This is a genomic window from Paractinoplanes lichenicola (genome assembly GCF_016785085.1).
In the GTDB taxonomy this organism is placed as follows: Bacteria; Actinomycetota; Actinomycetes; order Mycobacteriales; family Micromonosporaceae; genus Actinoplanes; species Actinoplanes lichenicola.
Genome location: NZ_JAENHO010000009.1, coordinates 177,447 through 195,898 on the forward strand (window position 1 = coordinate 177,447; position 18,452 = coordinate 195,898).

Below are 18,452 nucleotides of genomic sequence, written 5' to 3' on the forward strand. Positions count from 1 at the left end.
TTTGCTATTCGCACCCCCTCCACCCACAGTCACCCATCCGGCGCGCCTCCCGCCACGGACCCATCGTGTATCGACCGCTCGCGCCCGTCCCGTCGCCCTTCCGGGACGTGTCGTCGGCTTGCCGCGCACTTCCGTCGCCCTTCCGGCGTGCGTCGGCCGCGCTGCGCGTTTGTGTCGCCCTTCTGGCGCGCGTTCGCCGCGCTGCGCGTGTGTCGCCTATCTGGCGCGCATCGGCCGCTTGCTGCGCGTTCGTCGTCCTTTCTGGCGCGTGTCGGCCGTTTGCCGCGCGTTTTTGTCAGCCGCCGGGCGCGCGTCGGCCGCTTGCTGCGCGTTTGTGTCACCCTTCTGGCGCGTCGCCGTGCTGCGCGTTTGTGTCGCCCTTCTGGCGCGCGTTCGCCGCGCTGCGCGTTTGTGTCGCCCTTCTGGCGCGCGTTCGCCGCGCTGCGCGTGTGTCGCCCATCTGGCGCGCATCGGCCGCTTGCCGCGCGTTTCCGTCGCCCTTCCCGGCGCGTGTCGACCGCTTGCCGCCCGTGCCTGTCACCCTTCCGGTGCGCGTCGCCCATCTCGTTGCGCCGGTTGCTTCCACAACAGCTCGTTCACGGCGGTGGGAGCCAGCAATGATCAGTCCGCAGGGCCAGCACCAGACCTACCTGCACGGGTTCGCCGACCGGGTCAATAACGATCTCGCCACCGCGCGCCGTCCGATGCCGGCCAGGCAGCTGTTCGCCGGCATCGTGCTCTTCGCTGCGCTCGTCCTGGGTTGCGTCGGCTTCGGAGGCGCCATGCAGACCGCCAGCCTCTACTGCCACGACGTCGGCAAGCGGACCTGCCTGGGCTTGATCGTCAACGACCTGACCGGCCAACCCATGCCCGCACGATCGGGCGACTGAGGGTGTCAGCCGCCCCAGATCACCGTTCCGTCCGCCGTCAGAATGGCCGGGTCGGGAACCGCGTGCTGCCGCCTTCCCTACTCGTCCACCCTGCGCGCACCCTGGTCGGCCGCATCGCCGGCGACACGGTGACCCAGGCTGCGATCGACGTTGAGCGTTACTGTCGCATGTCGCGCGCTGCGATCAGGGTTGCGCGACTCTGCTCGTTTGTTGCGCATACGACCGCGCGTTGCTCGGCTTCCGTCAGGCACTGCACGTCCACTCGGGCGCTGCACGTCCGTTTGCCGCTGGCAATTCTGACCAGCGTGCCGCTCGAGCTGGTCGGCCACTGCGCGCATCGATCGGGTGTTGCGCGTTTCTTGTGCGTTTATCGTCGCGTCGTGCGCGCACTGATCGGCCGGTGCGTGGACCGCTCGACATTGCGCGTCGATCGACCATAGTTGCTCGCCCGTTGGGCTGCGCGTTTAAGGCCAGGCACTGCGCATGTCGGCCGGGCGTTGCGCAGGCTCGTCCTGCGGTGCGCATGTTGATCGGCTGGTGCGCGAGTTCGGTCAGGCGTTGCGCGTTGTCGGCGGTGCGCCCACGTTAATCGGCGGTGCGCGGGTTGGTCAGGTGTTGCGCATGTTGGCCGGTGTCGCGCGGGCTGGTCCTGCGGTGCGCATGTTGATCGGGCGGTGCGCGGGTTTGGTCGGGCGTTTCGTGTTGTCGGGCGGTGCGCGCCGGCTGATCAGGCGGTGCGCGTGTTGGTCGGTTCGTTGCGCATGTTGGCCGGGTGTTGCGCGGGCTGGTCGTGCGGTGTTCGGGCTGTTCGTGCGGTGTTCGGGCTGGGCCGGCTGGTTCGCGCGCTGGGCCGGGTGTTACGCGGGCTGGCCGGGTTGCGCGCGAGTTTGGTTGGGCGTTGCGCGCTGGTCGCGCGGTGCGCGCTCGTTGATCGGGCGATGCGCATGTTGGTCGGGTGTTGCGCGTTGATCGAGCGGTGCGCAGACGTTGATCGGGCGATGCGCATGTTGGTCAGGTAGTGCGCGAGTTTGGTCGCGCGTTGCGCGCTGGTCGCGCGCGTTGCGCGCTGGTCGCGCGGTGCGCGCACGTTGATCGGGCAGTGCGCGTGTAAGTCAGGCGTTGCGCGTTGATCAGGCGGTGCGCGTGTTGGTTGAGTGTTGCGCATGTTGGTCGGGCGGTGTGCATGTTGGTCCGGGTGTTGCGCGTTTGCCGTCGTTTGTTGACCGCTTAGATCGGAGGTTGCGCGGGTCGGCTTGGGGTTGGGCGTTTGGTGGGGTCAGGGTTGTCGGGATGTCAGGGCGAACGCCAGCAACCCCGTGGCACTGAAATCGATGGCCGGTTCGGTGTTGGCGGAGATGCGGCTGTCGTCGGTGAAGTGGGTGTCGGGGCGGTCGAAGGCGGCGAAAGCGTCGTTGCGACAGAGCGAAGGCCCGGCGGATTGCAGCGAGCGAACCCGGTCGGCGCGGTTGGGGCCGTTGACGACGGCGCCGGCCATGGGTAGCCCCTCGCCCGACAGGGTGGCTATCTGGTCGTGCGGGCAGCGGGGATACGTGGTGCCGACGCCGACGACCAGGGACGTGCCCCAGCCGTTGGCGCCCAGCACGACCCCACGCTGCGCGGTGGCGAAGGCGGCGTAGCGCGAGTCACCAGACGCACGCCCATAAAGCAGAGCCGTCGCCACATAACCCAGCTGGCGGGCCGCGTAGTCGTAGCCACCATCGCCCGCGGCGGCGCCCAGCGGGTTGGCCGCCGCCGCCCGCACTCCGGTGTCGAGGCGTTGGCGCAGGTCGGCCAGCAGCCAGGGGGCCGGGCCGGTGAGGCGGATCAGTTCGGCGTCGGCCAGGGCGCTGACGTCGTACACGCTCAGGGGGCCGCTGCCGCCCGCGTTCGAGCGCGTCCATTTGGTGGCGTCCGCTGTCCACTGCTGGGTGCGGGGGTCGCCGAGGGCACGGCCGGCCAGGGCGAGCTCGGTGGCGCCGAACGCGAGGTCGTCGGTCCAGCGGTCCTCGGGGTAGAAGCTGCGGGGCTCGGCCGTCACCAGTTCGCCGACCTCCGTCGTACGGGCAAGGCTGTAAATGCGCGCTGCGGCGTCGAGATGATCCTGGGCCCGGTCGGGGCGCACCTGGGCGGCCAGGGCGAACGCGGCGGCGACCCGGCCGGCCAGGTTGGGGCTGATCGGGTCGCCGGGGGCGGCGGCGCGAAAGACGGGACGGTATCGCTGGTAGTAGCGCCGGTCGCCGGGCTGCACCTCGAGCTGGTCGTCGGTCTCGGGCAGCCGCCACGTGTCGTGATCGCCGAGGAAACCACCGGTTCCGCTGCCGATGCCGACCTGCGTGTAGAGCACCTCGTCGGATGAGTCCCACATCTTGCCGAGCCACGTCAGACCGTGGTCGATCTCCGGGGCCGCCCCGAGCAGGCCGTCACGCTCGGCCAGCAGCATCGCGCTGAGGGCGTACGCGGTGGTGTGGGTGAATTTGAGGAAGTCGCCGGCGTCGTACCAGCCGCCCTCGACGTCGACCGGCCCGCCGACGCGCGTCAGAACACGGTCGTAAACAAAAGCGGAGCGGTCGGAGAGATGAGCCGGCGGCCGGGCCCACGGAGTCGACGCCTGGTTCGCGCCGTCACGATGGTTCTCGAAGTAGGAAAGCGCGTCCCGGGCCGCCGGTCCGAACAGAGAGGCCGCGTCGGAAATCCGGAACGGCGGTGACGAGACGCCCGAGGCCCGCACCCGATAAACCCCGGGCGTCCGCAGCCCACTGAGGTCGATCGGCCGCACGTCCGCGAACCTCGCGTTCCACGCTCCCCGGCCGGCCCCCACCCGAGGCGTCAAAACCTGTTTCCCGTACGCATCCACGACCGTCACCCGCACGTCAGCGGCGTCACCCGGCCAGAGCAGGTACGCGATCTTCGCCTCGCCTGGCGCATACCCGACCTGGTCGACCCGGATCACCCCGCCGGGCGCCGACGGCCGATCGCAGGCGCTGGACAGGACGAGCAACAGAATGCCGAGCGCGACAAGGACCGGTGATCTCACGCGCAACAGTCTGTTGTTTACGGTCCGACGCACCCGGACGAAATGTGCGGATCAACTACTTCTCGATCAGATCGACGAGCGGGGTCGGCTGGCTGATGTTGGCCGGCGCGTTCCACTTCTGCAGCTCCGACGTGTTGCAGACCGAGACCTTGACCTTGCTCGTGCCGTCGCCGTGGAAGTCGTTCGCCACCCCGCTGGCCTGGTCGGTCGGCTGCAGGCAATACCCCCGGAAGTCCTTGATGCGGTAGCTGGTGCCGTAGTCGCCGGTGTCGTGATAGACGGTCCACTGCAGGTTGTTCGCGGTCTGCGAGGCGGGGGTCGCGCACTGCACCACCGTCACCCACGAGGTCGCGTTGACCACGCCCGGCGAGCGCAGGCAGTAGTTGTTGGTGGCCAGCCCGTTCTTGCTGTTGCTGGTCGAGTTGGTGTTGTTGACGATGATCGGCCCGGTCGCGGTGACGGCCGGGATGACCGGTGTCGGGTGCACCCACTGCTGGTTGAAGTCGACGACGCCGCCGGGGTCCTGCTTGCAGAACCAGGCGATCATGTACGACGAGCCCATGTTCTTGCTCGTCACGTCGAGGCAGCGGCTGAACTGGGCGTAGTTGACCAGCTGGTTGGTGTTGTCGCCGGCCATGCCCGCGCCGACGCCGGTGGCCGAGCGGAACACCGTCGTGGAGTTGTTGGCCGAGCAGCCGCCCAGCACCACCGCCCGGTTCGCCGTCGAGCCCGGCGACTGCACGTTGACGCACGAGCTGCCGTCGGACTTGCTGGCCGTGGTCGTCGAGTGGAACATCGAGCTGCCGTCCAGGGCCCACTGGAACGTCGTGGTCCGCACGGCCGGGCAGGGCCGGAAGACCAGGGCCGTGCCCGACTTGCGGGCGTCGCTGGCCCACAGGCACATGCCCGAGGTCGCGGTGGACGACTCCGAGTTGATCCGCTTGAGGTAGAGGTCGGAGGTGTAGCCGAACTGCTGGCGGCTGCTGCCGTCGCAGGGCGCCATCAGCACCGGGGTGTCGGAGGCCGGGGCGCCGGCCGTGCCCGAGTCGAAGCACTGGTTGCCCAGGGTGGAGCTGGCGATCCGGATCTGCCCGCCCGGGATGTTGGTGTTGCTCGTCGAGAAGACGTACGTGGCGGTCAGGGTCCGCTTGACCGCGCCGCCCGCGCCGACCGAGCTGACGACCGCCGTGGCCGGCACGTCGGTGGCCGGGCAGGGCATGTCCTTGCCGTCCTGATCGCGATAGGTCAAGGTCACCACGTACGTGAGAGTGTCGCCGGCCGTGCTCACCCCGGCGTCCCCGGTGAGCGTGCACGGCGGCAGGTTCTCCAGGTAGCCGCTCTGCGTGTCCTGGTCGGCGGCCGCCCGCACCCGGGCCATCATCACGTCCATGCCCGCCTGCGAGGCGTTGAGCGCGGTGTTGCGCTCGCCGAGGCTCTGGCTGGTCCTGATCTGCCGCACGACCATCGGGACGAGCACCGCCGACAGCGACATCACCACCGTCACGACGAGCAGCGCCATCAGCATCGAGCCGGTGTCGTCCGTACGGCGTCGAACGCGCATCATCAGACCGGCCTCGCCTTGCCGCAGTCGTTGTCGACGAGCTTGCCGTTGTCCGAGAAGACGTTGCTGGCGCTGGTGTTCTGGGCCGTGAAGAGCACGTCCAGCGGCAGGCTGGTCACGCCGGCCCGACCGGTGAACCGGAGCCGCACCTGGGTGTGCGCGAGCTGATAGTCGCGCCCGACTCCGGAGACGCCGGGGCTGGCGGAGGCGTACGGGGTGGAATTGGGCAGGTAGACCGTGAACGGCGGCGTGGTGCCGGTCTGGGCCAGGTTGGTGGCGAGCGTCGTCGGTGTCCCCGGGGTGAGGCCGGGCAGCGTCCAGGAGGCCGTGGTCAGCACGCCGTTCTTGAGGATCAGCTGACGGCAGCCGGCGGTGGTGGCGTACTCGAGATACCAGGCGCCGCCGACCTGCCCGGGGGTGGCGACCCAGTTGGCGTAGCGCAGCTCCTTGTCGAGCCGGCGGAAGCTGGTGGTGAGCTGGTCGCGGACGAGGCTGGTGGTGTCGACCCGGTTCACGTTCGAGTAGATCTCGGTCAGCCCACCCAGCGCCATGACCAGCACGAACGACAGCAGGCCCATGCCGACCACGAGCTCGATGAGGCTGATCCCGCGGTCGTCGGTGTCGCGTTCCCCGGTCATGTCACCGTCCAGATGAGGGTGAGGACGCTGGTGGCCGTCACGGTGGTGGCCGTCGCGGTGACGGTGTAGGCGCCGGCTGTCGTCGGCGTCCCGGAGATGGTGTTGGTCACCGCGTTGTAGGTCAGGCCGGGCGGCAGGCCGGTCACCGTGATCACCGGGCTCAGGCCCAGCAGCGCCCCGTTGGTGGCCAGCGTCATCGACGCCGCCGTGCCCCGGGCGGTGGTGCGGTCCGGCGCGGTCAGGGCGGGCGCCGTGAAGATCAGCGAGCTGGTGGTGTTGACCAGGACGACGATCCGCTGGCTGGCCGTGCCGGCGGTGCCGCCGAGGCCGTCGGTGACGGTGATCGTGGGCAGGAACCGGCCCGAGACGTTGACCTTGTCCTTGATCATGCCGTTGTTCTTGTTGATCGTCACGCCGGCCGGCAGGCCGGTGGCCGAGTAGCTGTACTTCCCGTCGCCGCCCGCGCCCACCGCGGTCAGGCTGAGTTGGTCACCCAGGTTGATCGACTGGTTGGCCAGGGGGTTGAGGGTGACCGCCGGATACACCGTATGGGTGTAGGTGCCACTGCCCGGGATGCCGTTCTGGTCGGTGGCGGTGACCGTCGGGGCGAAGGTGCCGGCGTCGGTGACCGTGCCGGTGATCGCCCCGGTGGAGTTGTCGATCGTGAGCCCCGGCGCGAGCGTGGACGAGCCATAGACGTACGGGCCGACGCCGTTGGCCGCGGTGGCCTGCAGGCTGACCGCCTCGCCGATGTGGTTGCCGGTGTTGGGCGGCATCGTCACCGTGGGCGGCAGCACGACGGTGAACGTGATGTTCGCGGTGTCGCTGCGGTTCAGCTTGTCGGTGACGGTCGTGGTGGCCGGGGTGATGCCGGCCGCGGTCGGGGTGCCGGTGATCAGGCCGCCCGTCGTCATCGTCAGGCCGGCCGGCAGCTTGCTCACGGTCCAGGTGTTGGGCAGCTGACCGCCGCGCGCCTCCAGCTGGGCCGAGGCCGGGGTGCCCCGATAGAACGTGATCGCGGTGGTCATCACGGTCGGCGACGGCCGCTTGAGGTCGAAGCTGGGTTCGGGGGCCCGCGAGACCAGCGTCGAGGTGACGTACGCGCAGGTGTTGGCGGGGATGCCGGCGGTCGTGGCGCACGAGTTGTCGGGCCAGGTGACCAGCACGACCGCCCGGAAGAACTTGAGGATCTTGGTCTTGTCGGCCGGTTCCGCGCTCTTGCCGACCGGATAGACGCAGGCGCCCGAGCTCGACGTCAGATAGACCTCGCAGGCCCCGACATAGATCATCCGGGTGTACGCGGTGCCCTCGACGGTCGTGACCTGGGCCGCGGTCGAGATCGGGGCGTCGGCGCCGTCGGTGGTGAGCACCGCGCTGTCCTCGTCCCGCCCGACCTGCATCGTCGCCAGGTAGGGCTTGACGATGGCGGGGGCGGCCGCGAACTGGTCCTCGCCGGCCTGCTGGCCGTGCCCGCTCAGCAGCGAGCTGCCCTTGAGCCCGCGCACCTGCTCCATGGCGGTGTCGGCGACCTGGATGGCGGCCTGCCGGGTGCGCTGCTTGTTGACGCTCTGCAGGCTGTTGACGAAGAACGGGGTGGCGGAGAGCAGCGTGATGGCCAGGACGGCGAGTGCGACGATGATCTCGACGAAGGTGAATCCCTCGTCGTTCTCCGTATCGCCCATACCCACCCTCCTCACCGTGCTCATCGGCAGCGGGCAGGGGGCACTTAGCCGATTCGGACATTTTGGTTGTCGGCCCCCAACGATTTGAGCGCTGGTCGGCATCGGTAGGTTCCAGGGGTGGTACGAGCTCTCGACGACGCGCAGCCGCCCGCCGACACGGTCTCGCTGGAGCACTTCAGCGGGCTCTACGAGGCCAAGGACGACCCGTGGGACGTCGCGGTCAGCTGGCACAACCAGCGCAAATACGCGGTCACCGTGGCCAGCCTGCCGCGCGAGCGCTATCGCCGCTGCTACGAGCCGGGCGCCTCGATCGGGCTCCTTACCCGGCTGCTGGCCGCGCGGTGCGATGAGGTGCTGGCCGTCGACAGCGTGCCGTCCGCGGTCGAGCAGGCCCGCGAGACAGTCAAAGACCTTCCCCACGTACGGGTGGAGGTGGCGAATCTTCCCGCCGAGCTCCCGGATCCGGCGTTCGACCTGATCGTCGTGGGCGACCTGCTGTATTACTTCTCGGCGGCCGACCTCGCGGCGGCGCTGGACGGCTTCGTGCGGCTGCTCGAGCCCGACGGCGACCTCGTGTCCGTGCACTTCCGCGATCGGGGCAACGGCGGGAACTACGACGGGTTCCAGGTCAGCGCGGCCCTCTCCGCTGTTGAGGGGCTTACAAGGGTCGTGCGGCACGAGGACGAGTGGTTCGTGCTCGACGTGTTCCGGCGCACAGTGCCGGTGTAAGGAGCGCGGAGTACGTTCGAGGAATGTCGATCGCGATCTCGATTCTCGACCTGGCCCCGATCAGCAAGGGGCAGACCGCCCGGGAGAGCTTCGAGGGCAGCGTCGCGCTGGCCCGGGCCGCCGAGGCCAGCGGCTACGAGCGGGTCTGGTATGCCGAGCACCACAACATGCCGACCATCGCCTCGTCCGCGACCAGCGTCGTCATCGGCTACGTGGCCGCCAACACGTCGACCATCCGGCTCGGCGCGGGCGGCATCATGCTGCCCAACCACTCGCCGCTGGTGATCGCCGAGCAGTTCGGCACCCTGGCCACGCTCTATCCCGGCCGCATCGACCTGGGTCTGGGCCGCGCGCCCGGCAGCGACCAGAACACGATGCTCGCCCTGCGCCGCGACAACAGCTCGGCCGAGTCGTTCCCGCAGGACGTGCTCGAGCTCAACGGCTACCTCACCGGCCACTCCCGCATCCCCGGCGTGCAGTCGGTGCCCACCCCCGACGGCCCGGTCCCGCTCTACATCCTCGGCTCGTCACTGTTCGGCGCCCAGCTGGCGGCCCAGCTCGGCCTGCCGTACGCGTTCGCCTCGCACTTCGCGCCCGACGCGCTGCACCAGGCGGTGACGGTCTATCGCGAGACGTTCCGCCCGTCGGCCCAGCTCGAGACGCCGTACGTGATCGCCGGCGTCAACGTCTTCGCCGCCTCTACTTCTGCTTCGGCGGAGGAACAGCGCGTGCGGGCCTATCGGTCGCGGACCCGGGCCTTCATCACCCGCGGGGCCCGGGGCGGCAACTTCACGGACGCCGAGATCGACGCCTTCCTGGCCTCGCCGGCGGGCGCCCAGCTGTCCAACATGACCCGCTACACGGCGGTGGGCACGCCCGACGAGGTCCGCGAATACCTGCTGAAGTTCGCCTCGGAGACGGGTGCCGACGAGCTGATTACTGCCCACCACGCCAGTGACCTGAGCGATCGGGTCCGCTCGATCGAGCTCACCGGCGCGGCAGTGCGGTCCGGCGCCTGATTCCCAGACAGTGGTCGTTCGGGTCCAAAGCCGTGCGCGCCGGCGCCTGATTCCCCGACAGTGGTCGTTCGGATCCAAGCCGTGCGCGCCGGCGCCTGATTCCCAGATAGTGGTCGTTCGGATCCAAAATGGATATTCAGGTTTGTGTCAGCTGGGCGACAGTTAGATATCGAAAACTGTCGAACGGTCCGTTCTGGGGTGTTCATCATCACCCGAAACTCCTTTGTTTCAATGGGTGAAACACTGCGTCACGAGAACCTGAAAAATGTGACCCCGGTCGCCGTATAAATCGGGCGATTACTGCATCATTACGACGGCCGATCGCCGCTGTGACCTGCGCGTCCGTACCGAGAGTTGCCGGGCGGGAAACCACGCCGCGCCGCTTGCCCCTAAGATCCTTTGAATTCGGAGAATGCATTCTGAGCTGACGTGGCCGAGGGGTGGAGTGAAGCTATGGTCGACCGACCGATCCGTGAGTGGAACGGGCTGACCATTCCCGACCCGGGTATGTACAAATTGGACGAGGCTCACAAGCGGCTCGGATTCCACGCCCAGCACATGATGGTGAGCCCGGTCCGCGGCGAATTCGCCCGGGGCAGCGCGACCATCTTCGTCGCCGAGGACCCCGCCCGCTCGTCGGTCACCGCCACCATCGACGCCACGAGCCTCAACACGCACAACCCCGACCGCGACACCCACCTCTCCAGCGCCGACTTCCTCGACGTGCAGAAATATCCGACCCTCGAATACCGCAGCACCGGGGTCGAATGGCAGGAGAACAATGACGCGATCTTCCTGTGGGCCCGGCTGCGCAACAACCCGCTGTCCCGCCGCCCCAACGCCGCCAACCTGCCCGCGGCCAAGCCGAGCGGCAAGTTCGTGGTCCACGGCCTGCTCACGATCAAGGACGTGACCCGCCAGATCGACCTCAACGTCGAATACGGCGGCGCGCGCCGCGACCCGTACGGGCGCGACATCTTCGGCTTCAGCGCGTGGGCCGAGTTCGAGCGCGAGGACTACGGCCTGGTCTGGAACGTGGTGCTGGAAAGCGGCGGCTTCCTGGTCGGCAAGACGGTCCGCATCGAGATCGCCGGCGAGGCCATCCTCGAGACCCCGGCGGCCGCTTAGCGGAAGCTGCGGCGGTAGCTTTGCGGGCTCGTGCCGACGACTCGCTTGAAGCGGTCACGGAACGCTGTCGGGGAGCCGAAGCCGACCTGGGAGCCGATGCGGTCCACGGGGTGCGCGGTCGTCTCGAGCAGGTGCTGTGCCTGGCGGATGCGGGACAGGTGCAGCCACTGCAGCGGCGTCGTGCCGGTCTGCTCGCGGAAACGGCGATTGAGCGTACGGGTGCTCATGCCGGCGTGGCTGGCGATGTCGTCCAGGGTCAGGTCGCGGCCGGCGCTGTCCTCCAGCCACTGCAGCAGCGGTTCCATTTCCGAGCCGCGCGGGGCCGGGGGTTGTTCGGGCACGATGAACTGGGCCTGGCCGCCCTCGCGTTCCAGCGGCATCACCGACAGGCGGGCGGCCTGCGCGGCGACCGCCGAGCCGTGGTCCCGGCGTACGAGATGCAGGCACAGGTCGAGCCCGGCGGCCGCTCCGGCCGAGGTCAGGAACTGGCCCTCGTCGACGTAGAGCACGCCCGGATCGAGCTCGACGAGCGGGAACATCTCGGCGAAGGCGGCCGCCCCGACCCAGTGGGTGGTTGCCCGGCGGCCGTCGAGCAGGCCCGTGGCGGCCAGGATGAACGCGCCGGCGCAGATCGACGCCATCCGGGCGCCACGGTCGGCAGCTTCTCGGAGTGCGTCCACGACCTCCGGCGTCACGCCCCGCACCAGGTCGTGGCAGCCGGGGAGGATGATCGTGTCGGCCGTCGCCAGGGCCTCCAGACCGTGCGCCGCCTGCAGGGTGAAGGCCCGCGCGCTCACCGACGGGGCAGGAGCACACACCCGTACGTCGTAGGGCTGTGACCCGTCGTCGAGGCGAACCCGGTCGAACACCTCGAGCGGGGTGGCGAGATCGAAGGCGACGACGTTGTCGAGGGCGAGAACGGCGATGCTGTGCACGCCGACCAGCATATGGCCAGAATCCGTTGACCTGTGGCATTCCCGCCACTGTTGTCGTCGGCCGAACGGCCATACGGTCGATCACCGTGACAAAAGTGCTGCTCTCCCTGCATGTCCTGGCCGCGATCGTGGCCATCGGCCCGGTCACCGTCGCGGCCAGCATGTTCCCCGCCGCCGTCCGCCGGGGTGATCTCGCCCAGCTGCGGACGTTGAACCGGATCTGCCGCGTCTACGCCGTGCTCGGGCTGACGGTCCCGGTGTTCGGGTTGGCCACCGCGGCCTCCCTGGGGGTGCTGACCGACGCCTGGCTGCTGGTGTCGATCGCCCTGACCGCCGTCGCCGCCGTGGTCCTGGCCTACGCGATCCTCCCGGCCCAGGCCGCGGCCCTGACCACGCTTTCCGCGAGCCTGACGGTCCAGCCTCCGACTCAGACCGCGACGCCCGCCCCGCCGACCATCCAGCCCACGGCTCAGGTCGCCCAGCCCGCGGCTCAGGCCTCCCAGCCCCCGTCCCAGGCCGCGCCTCCGTCGGCCCTCGCCACCCCCGCCGCGGACCTCACCACCCCGGCCGGGACAGCTGACCTCACCCCGGCCGCTATCGCTCGCCGCCTCGGCATGGTGTCGGGGATCTTCAACCTGCTCTGGGCCACCGTCGTCGTGCTGATGATCGTGCGGCCCGGCTCGACCACTGGGGCGTGACGATGCTGCTGAAGATCGCCGCCCGCGTCGAATTGCTCTCGTTGCTCGTCCTGCTGGCCAACTTGGCCACCGTGCACCTGCCGTGGGTGGCCACCCTGCTCGGCCCGCTGCACGGCTGCGCCTATCTGGTCGTCATAGGCGCAACCCTCGCCGCCACCCGACAAGCCGGTCCACGGCTGCTCGCCCTCGTACCCGGGGTCGGCGGGGTGCTGGCGAGACGCCGCCTCAACGCACAGGAGTGACTCAGGCGGCGTTTCCTCAAGGCGCCCCGCGCAGTGTCGATGGGAACCACGGACCGGGATGGTCCCTGTCGACGCTCGGAGGGAGGCCGCGTGGCCCGATCGGCGCCCGCGGACGGACCGGCCACGGCCAGGTCCGCGCTGCGCCGTGACCCGTGGCTGCTCGGTCTCGTGGCGGTCACCGGCCTCGCGTTCATCCTGTTCACCGCGCTGGCCGGCAACACCGAGTGGCAGGTCCGGGTGTTCTGGGCGTTCCAGCCCGGCGTCGACCTGCTGCTGACCGTCTTCTCCTGGCGGGTGGCGCGGCTCGCGACCGGGGCGGTGCGGCGGTTCTGGCTGGTCCTGACGCTGACCGGCGCCCTGTTCACGATCGGCGACACTTTCCAGGCCGTGTCGACGTGGCGGCCGGGGGAGTGGTCGACCAACGGCGACACCGTGCAGACCGTCTTCCTCGGCATCGGCATGGCGGCCGTGGTGACGGCGATGCTCCTGCACCCGCATCCCGACCGCAACGGCCGGGAACGGCTCGGCTTCTGGCTCGACTCGGCCACGGTGCTCGTCGCCGGCGCGGTGGTCGCCTGGTGTTCGCTGGTGACGCCGGACGGCGCGACCCGCTCGGACATGCTCGCCGTGCTCGCGGCGACCGGCGTTGCCGTCACGGCGTCGTTCGCCTCGGTCAAGATGATCCTGAGCGGCAACGCGCCCATGCATCGGGCGGCCGCCATCCCGATGATCGGCGCGGCCGTGGTGATGAGCGTCGGCATGTTCCTCGGCGACCAGACGCACCCGGTGGCGTATTTCGTGCGCTACCTGCCGACCGTGCTCATCTGCGCCGGTCCGCGGGTGCAACTTCTGCTGGCGAGCAGCGACCGGACGGCCTTCGGCGAGCGCCGCCGCAAGCCGTACAGCCTTCTCCCGTACGGGGCAATGGTTGTCGCTTTCGGCGTGCTGGCGATCGCGCTCCCCGGCGGGGTGAACGCGCGGCTGTGGGGCGTGGTGGCCGGGCTCGCGCTCATCTGCGCGCTGGTCGCGTGGCGGCAACTGGTGGCGTTCCACGACAACCAGGCGCTCATCGCGCAGCTGCGCGAGCACGAGGGCCGGCTGATCGACCAGGCCCACTTCGACGGGCTGACCGGGCTGGCCAACCGCGGGCACTTCCGCGATCAGGTGGAGACCGCGCTCGACGCCGCGCCCGCCTCGGTGTCCGTGCTGCTGGTCGACCTCGACGGTTTCAAGGCCGTCAACGACACGATGGGCCACGCGGCCGGCGACGCGCTGCTGATCGGGGTGGCCGACCGCCTCCGCGGTTCCATCCGGTCCGGCGATGTGGCCGCCCGGCTCGGCGGGGACGAGTTCGCCGTCCTGCTGCCCGACTGCACGACCGCCGAGGCGGAACAGACCGCCGTACGCATCCTGGCCGCCCTCACCGTCCCCGAGCAGATCGACGGCATTCCCGTACGGGCGGCCGCCTCGATCGGCGTGGCCTCGGCCTCACCCGGCGCGAACGTCAACTCGTTGCTGCGCGAGGCCGACATCGCCATGTACGCCGCCAAACACCAGGGCAAGGGCACCTGGCTGCGCCACGACCCGAGCATGCTGGCCACCCGCCCCGCTGACATGATGCACGGGTGACCGGCACGATCCCGGCCGGCTATGCGCACCTGTGGGGCACCGACAGGCAACAGCAGAATGCCGCGTACGACGCGTTGATGGCCGCCACCGAGGAAGCTGTCCCGTGGGCGGATGCCGTGTGGGACGACGTCAAGGACCACCTGACCGACAGCGACAACCACAATCGCGCGATCGCCGGGCAACTGCTGTGCAACTTGGCCGCCCACGAAGCCGGCGACCGCATTCTCGGCGAACTGCCCGCGCTGATCACGGTGACCAAGGATCCTCGATTCGTCACGGCTCGGCATACTCTGCGCTCGCTGTGGAAGATCGGCCTGGCCGGCGAGAGACAACGGCACGGGCTGCTCGACGCGCTCGGCACGCGCTATCGGGACAGCTTCGACGAGAAGAACGGCACCCTCGTACGCAGTGACCTCGTCGAATCGCTGCGCCGGCTCCACGACGTGGTCGCCGACGACGCCGTACGGGCGCTCGCCGAGGAAATCATCGCCGCGGAGCCGGACGCGAAGTACCAGAAGAAGTACGCGCGCTTCTGGAGGTAGCTGGTCAGTCGAGCCAGATGTTGTCGTGCTCGAGGTAGAACTTGGCCTTCTCGTCCTCGCTCATCTCGCCGACGTGCACCAGCCCCTCGAAGTAGCCCTCACGCGGCGCCCCCGGCGAGAAGTGCAGCAACATCGACGCAGGCTCACCCGACTCGTTCTTGAACGCGTGAATGCCCCCGATCGGCACGTGCACCCAGTCCCCGGGCTCGGTGTCGATCCACTTCTCGCCGGTGTAGATGCGCATGCTGCCGGTCAGGGTGTAGAACGACTCGGAGATCGAGCGGTGAAAATGCGGGTCGGGCCCGGTGACTCCGGGGCCGCACTCCCAGCGGTACAGCCCGAACAACCCGCCGGTCGACGCCCCGCTCGACAAGTAGTGAACCTTCGTCCCGTTCGGATAGACGAGCTCGGGTGGCGTCCCGTCCGGGCGGTAGGTGGCGCTGACTTCTCCGGTTTCCCCGTGGTACTGCGGTGGTGGATACGTCATGAGCTCATCTTGCCCGCTCCCACCGACAAGATTCTGGTTCTCAGTACCCCACCGCCACCCCCAGCCACCCAGGGCAGGGTGCGAGGCTAGCCCCCGCCGGGTCCTCGACAGCGGTTGTCCACAGGAACCTTCGGCCTTTTCTGAACCCGCTTCGGCTCGTTTTTCGGCTGGGCTGTTCATCTGTCCGGCCACGGGTTCCTTCGGGTTTCTTTCGGTTGCGCTTCGGCCGGCTTTCGGGGGTGACTGGTGTCATCGGTGCATGACAGATGACGTTACGGACCGCCGGCTCGAGCGGACGCTGTTTGAGGTCAAGAAGGTAATCGTCGGGCAGGATCGGTTGGTTGAGCGGCTGCTGACCGCGCTCCTGGCCGGCGGGCACTGCCTGCTCGAGGGTGTGCCGGGCGTGGCCAAGACGCTCGCCGCCGAGACGCTTGCCGTGGCGGTGGGCGGGACTTTCCACCGCATTCAGTTCACGCCCGACCTGGTGCCGTCCGACATTCTCGGCACCCGCATCTACCGCGCGGGCAAGGAGAGCTTCGACGTCGAGCTCGGCCCGATCATGGCGCACATCGTGCTGGCCGACGAGATCAACCGGGCGCCCGCCAAGGTGCAGTCGGCGCTGCTCGAGGTGATGGCCGAGGGGCACGTCTCGATCGGCGGGCAGACCTATCCCGTACCGCAGCCGTTCCTGGTTCTCGCGACCCAGAACCCGATCGAGAGCGAGGGCGTCTATCAGCTGCCCGAGGCGCAGCGGGACCGCTTCCTCATGCGGGTGGTCGTCGGCTACCCGACCGAGCAGGAGGAGCTCGGCATCCTCTACCGCATGGGCGGCGCGCGGCCGGTGGCGCTGCCGGTGCTCGACCCGGTGACGCTGCACGAGTTGCAGGGCAAGGCGCGCGGGGTGTTCGTGCATCACGCGCTGGCCGAATACGTTGTGCGTTTGGTGCTCGCCACGCGCGAACCTGAGCGTTTCGGCCTTCCCGAGGTGGCAAACCAGCTCGCGTACGGGGCCAGTCCGCGCGCCACGCTGGGTCTGGTGGCCGCCGGCCGGGCCCTCGCGCTGCTCCGCGGCCGCGACTACGTACTGCCGGCCGACCTGCTCGACATCGCCCCGGACGTGCTCGCGCACCGGCTCGTGCTCTCGTTCGACGCGGTCGCCGACGGTGTGTCGCCCGAGCAGATCGTGCGCCGGGTCATCGACGCCGTCCCACTGCCGATCATCGCCCCGCAGCAGGAACAAACGGGCCCCGGCCTCGGGATGGCCGCATGAACGAGGGTGGCTTCGCACCCGAGCTCGTCCCCGAACGGCGGCTCCGGCGCCTCGAGCTGATGATCACGCGGCGGCTCGACGGGCTGCTCCACGGCTCGTACCTGGGCCTGCTCCCCGGCATCGGCAGCGAGCCGGCCGGCAGCAAGGAATACCGCCCCGGCGAGGACGAGGTGCGCCGGATGGACTGGGCCGTGACCGCGCGCACCACCGTGCCCCACGTGCGCACGGTCGACGCCGACCGCGAGCTGGCCACGCACGTGCTGGTGGACGCCAGCGCGAGCATGGACTTCGGCACGGCCGACCTCGAGAAGCGGGAGCTGGCCCTGGCGGCGGTCGCGGCCGTCGGCTTCCTCACCCTGGGCAACGGCAACCGGCTGGGCGCTCATCTGCTGACCGGCGAGGGCGTACGGCGATACCCGGCGCGCGGCGGACGCGCATCTTTGCTCGCTCTCCTGCGCGCGATGATGCTCACGCCGCGCAACCAGCAACCCGTGCCCCTGGGCGCCGGGATCGAGGCCCTGCACCGCCAGACCCCCCGTACGGGATTGGTCGTGGTGGTCTCGGACTTTCTCGACGGCCTCGACGAGGACGGGCTCGGACCGGCCGCGCCCGACTGGGAGGAACCGCTGCGCCGGCTGGCCGCCCGCCACCAGGTGCTCGCGGTGCAGGTGGGCGACCCGCGCGAGCAGGAGCTGCCCGACGTCGGCCTGCTCACGCTGGTCGACCCGGAGACCGGCCGCCGCCGTGAGGTGCCCACCGCCAGCAAGAAGTTGCGCGCCGAATACGCGGCCGCGGCCGCCCAGCAGCAGGCCACCATCGCGGCGGCCGTGAAGCGGGCGGGCGCGGCTCACCTTCCCCTGCGGACCGACCGCGACTGGGTCGCCGACATCGTGCGGCACGTGCACGCACGGCGGCGGCTGAGCCGGGCCGCGGCGAAACCACAAAGGACTCCCTCATGACCTGGCTTTCCCCGGAACGACTGTGGCTGCTGCTGGGTGTCGTCGCGCTCGTCGTGGCGTACGTGATCGCGCAGCGCCGCCGCAGCAAGTACGCCGTACGGTTCACCAACCTCAAGCTGCTCGACCGGGTCGCCCCCAAGCGTCCCGGGTGGCGGCGGCACCTGCCGGCCTCGCTCTTCCTGGCCATGCTCGGCCTGCTCGTGGTCGGCTTCGCGCAACCTCAAGCAGAAGTGCGCGTCCCGCGTGAACGAGCGACTGTGCTCGTCGCGGTGGACGTCTCCCGCTCGATGCTGGCCGCCGACGTCGCGCCCAACCGGCTCGACGCGGCCAAGGAGGCGGCCCGCGGGTTCGTCGAGGACCTGCCCGAGCAGTTCAACGTCGGGCTGGTCGGGTTCGCCGGGCAGGCGTCGGTGTTCGTCCCGCCGGGCACCGACCGGGCGCAGATCGGCACCGGCATCGACCGGCTGGCCGACGGCTCGGCCGGGCAGGGTGGCACGGCGATCGGCGACGCCATCTCGGCGGCCCTCGAGCAGATCCGCTCGGTGGGCGCGGAGGAGGGCGAGGAAGTGCCGCCGGCCCGCGTGATCGTGCTCTCCGACGGGGCCAACACGTCGGGCTTGGACCCGGCCGAGGCCGCCCGGATGTCCAACGAGCTGGGCGTTCCGGTCGACACCATCTCGTTCGGCACGGCCGCCGGCACGATCGGCGACGGCCAGCAGGTGCCGGTCGACGGCGAGACCCTGCAGGCGGTCGCCGAGGCCACCGGCGGGCGCTACTTCGAGGCCGCCAACACCGACGAGCTGAACAACGCGTACGCCGACATCGGCAGCTCGGTGGGCTACGAGACCGAGGTCCGGGAGGTGTCGGCCTGGTTCATCGGCATCGGGCTGGTGCTGGCCGTGATCGCGGCCCTGGCGTCGATGTTCTGGTTCGCCCGCCTGCCCTGATCCTGTCCTTCGTCTCCCCACGCCGGCCGTTCACGTCGCGGCCGCGATCCTGGAAAGGGAAC

Annotated in this window: 18 protein-coding genes; 11 read left to right on the forward strand and 7 right to left on the reverse strand. The window is 69.7% G+C overall.

Annotation, left to right across the window (positions count from 1 at the left end):
* The first annotated feature begins 617 nt into the window (after positions 1–617).
* Entirely contained in the window at positions 618–890 is a 273-nt protein-coding gene (locus JKJ07_RS30510) for a hypothetical protein (protein ID WP_202995320.1), read from the forward strand.
* Between the two features lie 727 nt (positions 891–1,617).
* On the opposite strand, the gene JKJ07_RS30515 is transcribed toward JKJ07_RS30510, so the two are convergent.
* The 5 genes from JKJ07_RS30515 to JKJ07_RS30535 form a co-directional block, all read right to left on the reverse strand.
* Positions 1,618–2,055 (reverse strand): hypothetical protein, encoded by a 438-nt coding sequence (locus tag JKJ07_RS30515; protein WP_202995321.1) that lies wholly within the window; start codon positions 2,053–2,055, stop codon positions 1,618–1,620.
* 111 nt (positions 2,056–2,166) lie between these two features.
* The gene (locus tag JKJ07_RS30520; protein WP_202995322.1) at positions 2,167–3,924 is read right to left on the reverse strand and encodes a glycoside hydrolase family 9 protein; all 1,758 of its coding nucleotides are present in this window, start codon (positions 3,922–3,924) and stop codon (positions 2,167–2,169) included.
* Between the two features lie 55 nt (positions 3,925–3,979).
* Complete coding sequence (locus JKJ07_RS30525) at positions 3,980–5,485, reverse strand: ricin-type beta-trefoil lectin domain protein (protein WP_202995323.1); 1,506 nt, start codon at positions 5,483–5,485, stop codon at positions 3,980–3,982.
* Between the two features lie 2 nt (positions 5,486–5,487).
* Positions 5,488–6,123 (reverse strand): PilW family protein, encoded by a 636-nt coding sequence (locus tag JKJ07_RS30530; protein WP_202995324.1) that lies wholly within the window; start codon positions 6,121–6,123, stop codon positions 5,488–5,490.
* On the reverse strand, positions 6,120–7,805 hold the full coding sequence (locus tag JKJ07_RS30535) for a putative Ig domain-containing protein (RefSeq protein WP_202995325.1): 1,686 nt from the start codon (positions 7,803–7,805) through the stop codon (positions 6,120–6,122). The genes JKJ07_RS30530 and JKJ07_RS30535 overlap by 4 nt, the downstream gene beginning before the upstream one ends.
* Positions 7,806–7,922: 117 nt before the next feature.
* On the opposite strand from JKJ07_RS30535, the gene JKJ07_RS30540 reads away from it, so the two are divergent.
* From JKJ07_RS30540 to JKJ07_RS30550, 3 genes are all read left to right on the forward strand, one after another.
* A complete protein-coding gene (locus JKJ07_RS30540) occupies positions 7,923–8,534 on the forward strand; it encodes a class I SAM-dependent methyltransferase (RefSeq protein ID WP_202995326.1) in 612 nt (203 codons plus the stop codon).
* A gap of 23 nt (positions 8,535–8,557) precedes the next feature.
* Complete coding sequence (locus tag JKJ07_RS30545) at positions 8,558–9,553, forward strand: LLM class flavin-dependent oxidoreductase (RefSeq protein WP_202995327.1); 996 nt, start codon at positions 8,558–8,560, stop codon at positions 9,551–9,553.
* Positions 9,554–10,006: 453 nt separating this feature from the next.
* Positions 10,007–10,681: a YceI family protein gene (locus tag JKJ07_RS30550; RefSeq protein ID WP_202995328.1), complete on the forward strand. Its 675-nt coding sequence runs from the start codon at positions 10,007–10,009 to the stop codon at positions 10,679–10,681.
* Here JKJ07_RS30550 and JKJ07_RS30555 read toward each other — a convergent pair.
* Positions 10,678–11,616 (reverse strand): GlxA family transcriptional regulator, encoded by a 939-nt coding sequence (locus JKJ07_RS30555; RefSeq protein ID WP_202995329.1) that lies wholly within the window; start codon positions 11,614–11,616, stop codon positions 10,678–10,680. The genes JKJ07_RS30550 and JKJ07_RS30555 overlap by 4 nt on opposite strands.
* A gap of 161 nt (positions 11,617–11,777) precedes the next feature.
* On the opposite strand from JKJ07_RS30555, the gene JKJ07_RS50265 reads away from it, so the two are divergent.
* From JKJ07_RS50265 to JKJ07_RS30575, 4 genes are all read left to right on the forward strand, one after another.
* Positions 11,778–12,314 (forward strand): hypothetical protein, encoded by a 537-nt coding sequence (locus tag JKJ07_RS50265; RefSeq protein ID WP_438871450.1) that lies wholly within the window; start codon positions 11,778–11,780, stop codon positions 12,312–12,314.
* A 2-nt stretch (positions 12,315–12,316) separates the two neighbouring features.
* On the forward strand, positions 12,317–12,556 hold the full coding sequence (locus JKJ07_RS30565; protein WP_202995562.1) for a DUF3817 domain-containing protein: 240 nt from the start codon (positions 12,317–12,319) through the stop codon (positions 12,554–12,556).
* Positions 12,557–12,646: 90 nt separating this feature from the next.
* Positions 12,647–14,185, forward strand: coding sequence for a diguanylate cyclase domain-containing protein (locus JKJ07_RS30570; RefSeq protein ID WP_307834483.1), 1,539 nt, complete (start codon positions 12,647–12,649; stop codon positions 14,183–14,185).
* Positions 14,182–14,727 carry a hypothetical protein gene (locus tag JKJ07_RS30575; protein WP_202995331.1) on the forward strand — a complete coding sequence of 182 codons (546 nt, stop codon included), beginning with the start codon at positions 14,182–14,184 and terminating at the stop codon, positions 14,725–14,727. The genes JKJ07_RS30570 and JKJ07_RS30575 overlap by 4 nt, the downstream gene beginning before the upstream one ends.
* A gap of 4 nt (positions 14,728–14,731) precedes the next feature.
* Here the strand turns inward: JKJ07_RS30575 and JKJ07_RS30580 are convergent, their stop codons facing one another.
* Entirely contained in the window at positions 14,732–15,214 is a 483-nt protein-coding gene (locus JKJ07_RS30580) for a cupin domain-containing protein (RefSeq protein ID WP_202995332.1), read from the reverse strand.
* Positions 15,215–15,473: 259 nt separating this feature from the next.
* Between JKJ07_RS30580 and JKJ07_RS30585 the strand changes: the two genes are divergently transcribed.
* Genes JKJ07_RS30585 through JKJ07_RS30595 form a run of 3 tightly spaced genes read left to right on the forward strand, consistent with a single transcriptional unit; the run spans position 15,474 to position 18,390 of the window.
* Entirely contained in the window at positions 15,474–16,484 is a 1,011-nt protein-coding gene (locus tag JKJ07_RS30585) for an AAA family ATPase (protein ID WP_202995333.1), read from the forward strand.
* Positions 16,481–17,443, forward strand: a complete 963-nt coding sequence (locus JKJ07_RS30590) for a DUF58 domain-containing protein (RefSeq protein ID WP_202995334.1) — start codon at positions 16,481–16,483, stop codon at positions 17,441–17,443. The genes JKJ07_RS30585 and JKJ07_RS30590 overlap by 4 nt, the downstream gene beginning before the upstream one ends.
* Positions 17,440–18,390 (forward strand): VWA domain-containing protein, encoded by a 951-nt coding sequence (locus JKJ07_RS30595; RefSeq protein ID WP_202995335.1) that lies wholly within the window; start codon positions 17,440–17,442, stop codon positions 18,388–18,390. The genes JKJ07_RS30590 and JKJ07_RS30595 overlap by 4 nt, the downstream gene beginning before the upstream one ends.
* Positions 18,391–18,452 lie beyond the last annotated feature (62 nt).

What these genes read in the sequence shown, in the direction of transcription:
- JKJ07_RS30510 (WP_202995320.1), top strand. Translation starts at nt 618, where the DNA reads ATGATCAGTCCGCAGGGCCAGCACCAGACCTACCTGCACGGGTTCGCC.
- JKJ07_RS30515 (WP_202995321.1), bottom strand. Translation starts at nt 2,055, where the DNA reads ATGCGCAACACTCAACCAACACGCGCACCGCCTGATCAACGCGCAACG.
- JKJ07_RS30525 (WP_202995323.1), bottom strand. Translation starts at nt 5,485, where the DNA reads ATGCGCGTTCGACGCCGTACGGACGACACCGGCTCGATGCTGATGGCG.
- JKJ07_RS30530 (WP_202995324.1), bottom strand. Translation starts at nt 6,123, where the DNA reads ATGACCGGGGAACGCGACACCGACGACCGCGGGATCAGCCTCATCGAG.
- JKJ07_RS30535 (WP_202995325.1), bottom strand. Translation starts at nt 7,805, where the DNA reads ATGGGCGATACGGAGAACGACGAGGGATTCACCTTCGTCGAGATCATC.
- JKJ07_RS30545 (WP_202995327.1), top strand. Translation starts at nt 8,558, where the DNA reads ATGTCGATCGCGATCTCGATTCTCGACCTGGCCCCGATCAGCAAGGGG.
- JKJ07_RS30550 (WP_202995328.1), top strand. Translation starts at nt 10,007, where the DNA reads ATGGTCGACCGACCGATCCGTGAGTGGAACGGGCTGACCATTCCCGAC.
- JKJ07_RS50265 (WP_438871450.1), top strand. Translation starts at nt 11,778, where the DNA reads ATGTTCCCCGCCGCCGTCCGCCGGGGTGATCTCGCCCAGCTGCGGACG.
- JKJ07_RS30565 (WP_202995562.1), top strand. Translation starts at nt 12,317, where the DNA reads ATGCTGCTGAAGATCGCCGCCCGCGTCGAATTGCTCTCGTTGCTCGTC.
- JKJ07_RS30580 (WP_202995332.1), bottom strand. Translation starts at nt 15,214, where the DNA reads ATGACGTATCCACCACCGCAGTACCACGGGGAAACCGGAGAAGTCAGC.
- JKJ07_RS30585 (WP_202995333.1), top strand. Translation starts at nt 15,474, where the DNA reads ATGACAGATGACGTTACGGACCGCCGGCTCGAGCGGACGCTGTTTGAG.
- JKJ07_RS30590 (WP_202995334.1), top strand. Translation starts at nt 16,481, where the DNA reads ATGAACGAGGGTGGCTTCGCACCCGAGCTCGTCCCCGAACGGCGGCTC.
- JKJ07_RS30595 (WP_202995335.1), top strand. Translation starts at nt 17,440, where the DNA reads ATGACCTGGCTTTCCCCGGAACGACTGTGGCTGCTGCTGGGTGTCGTC.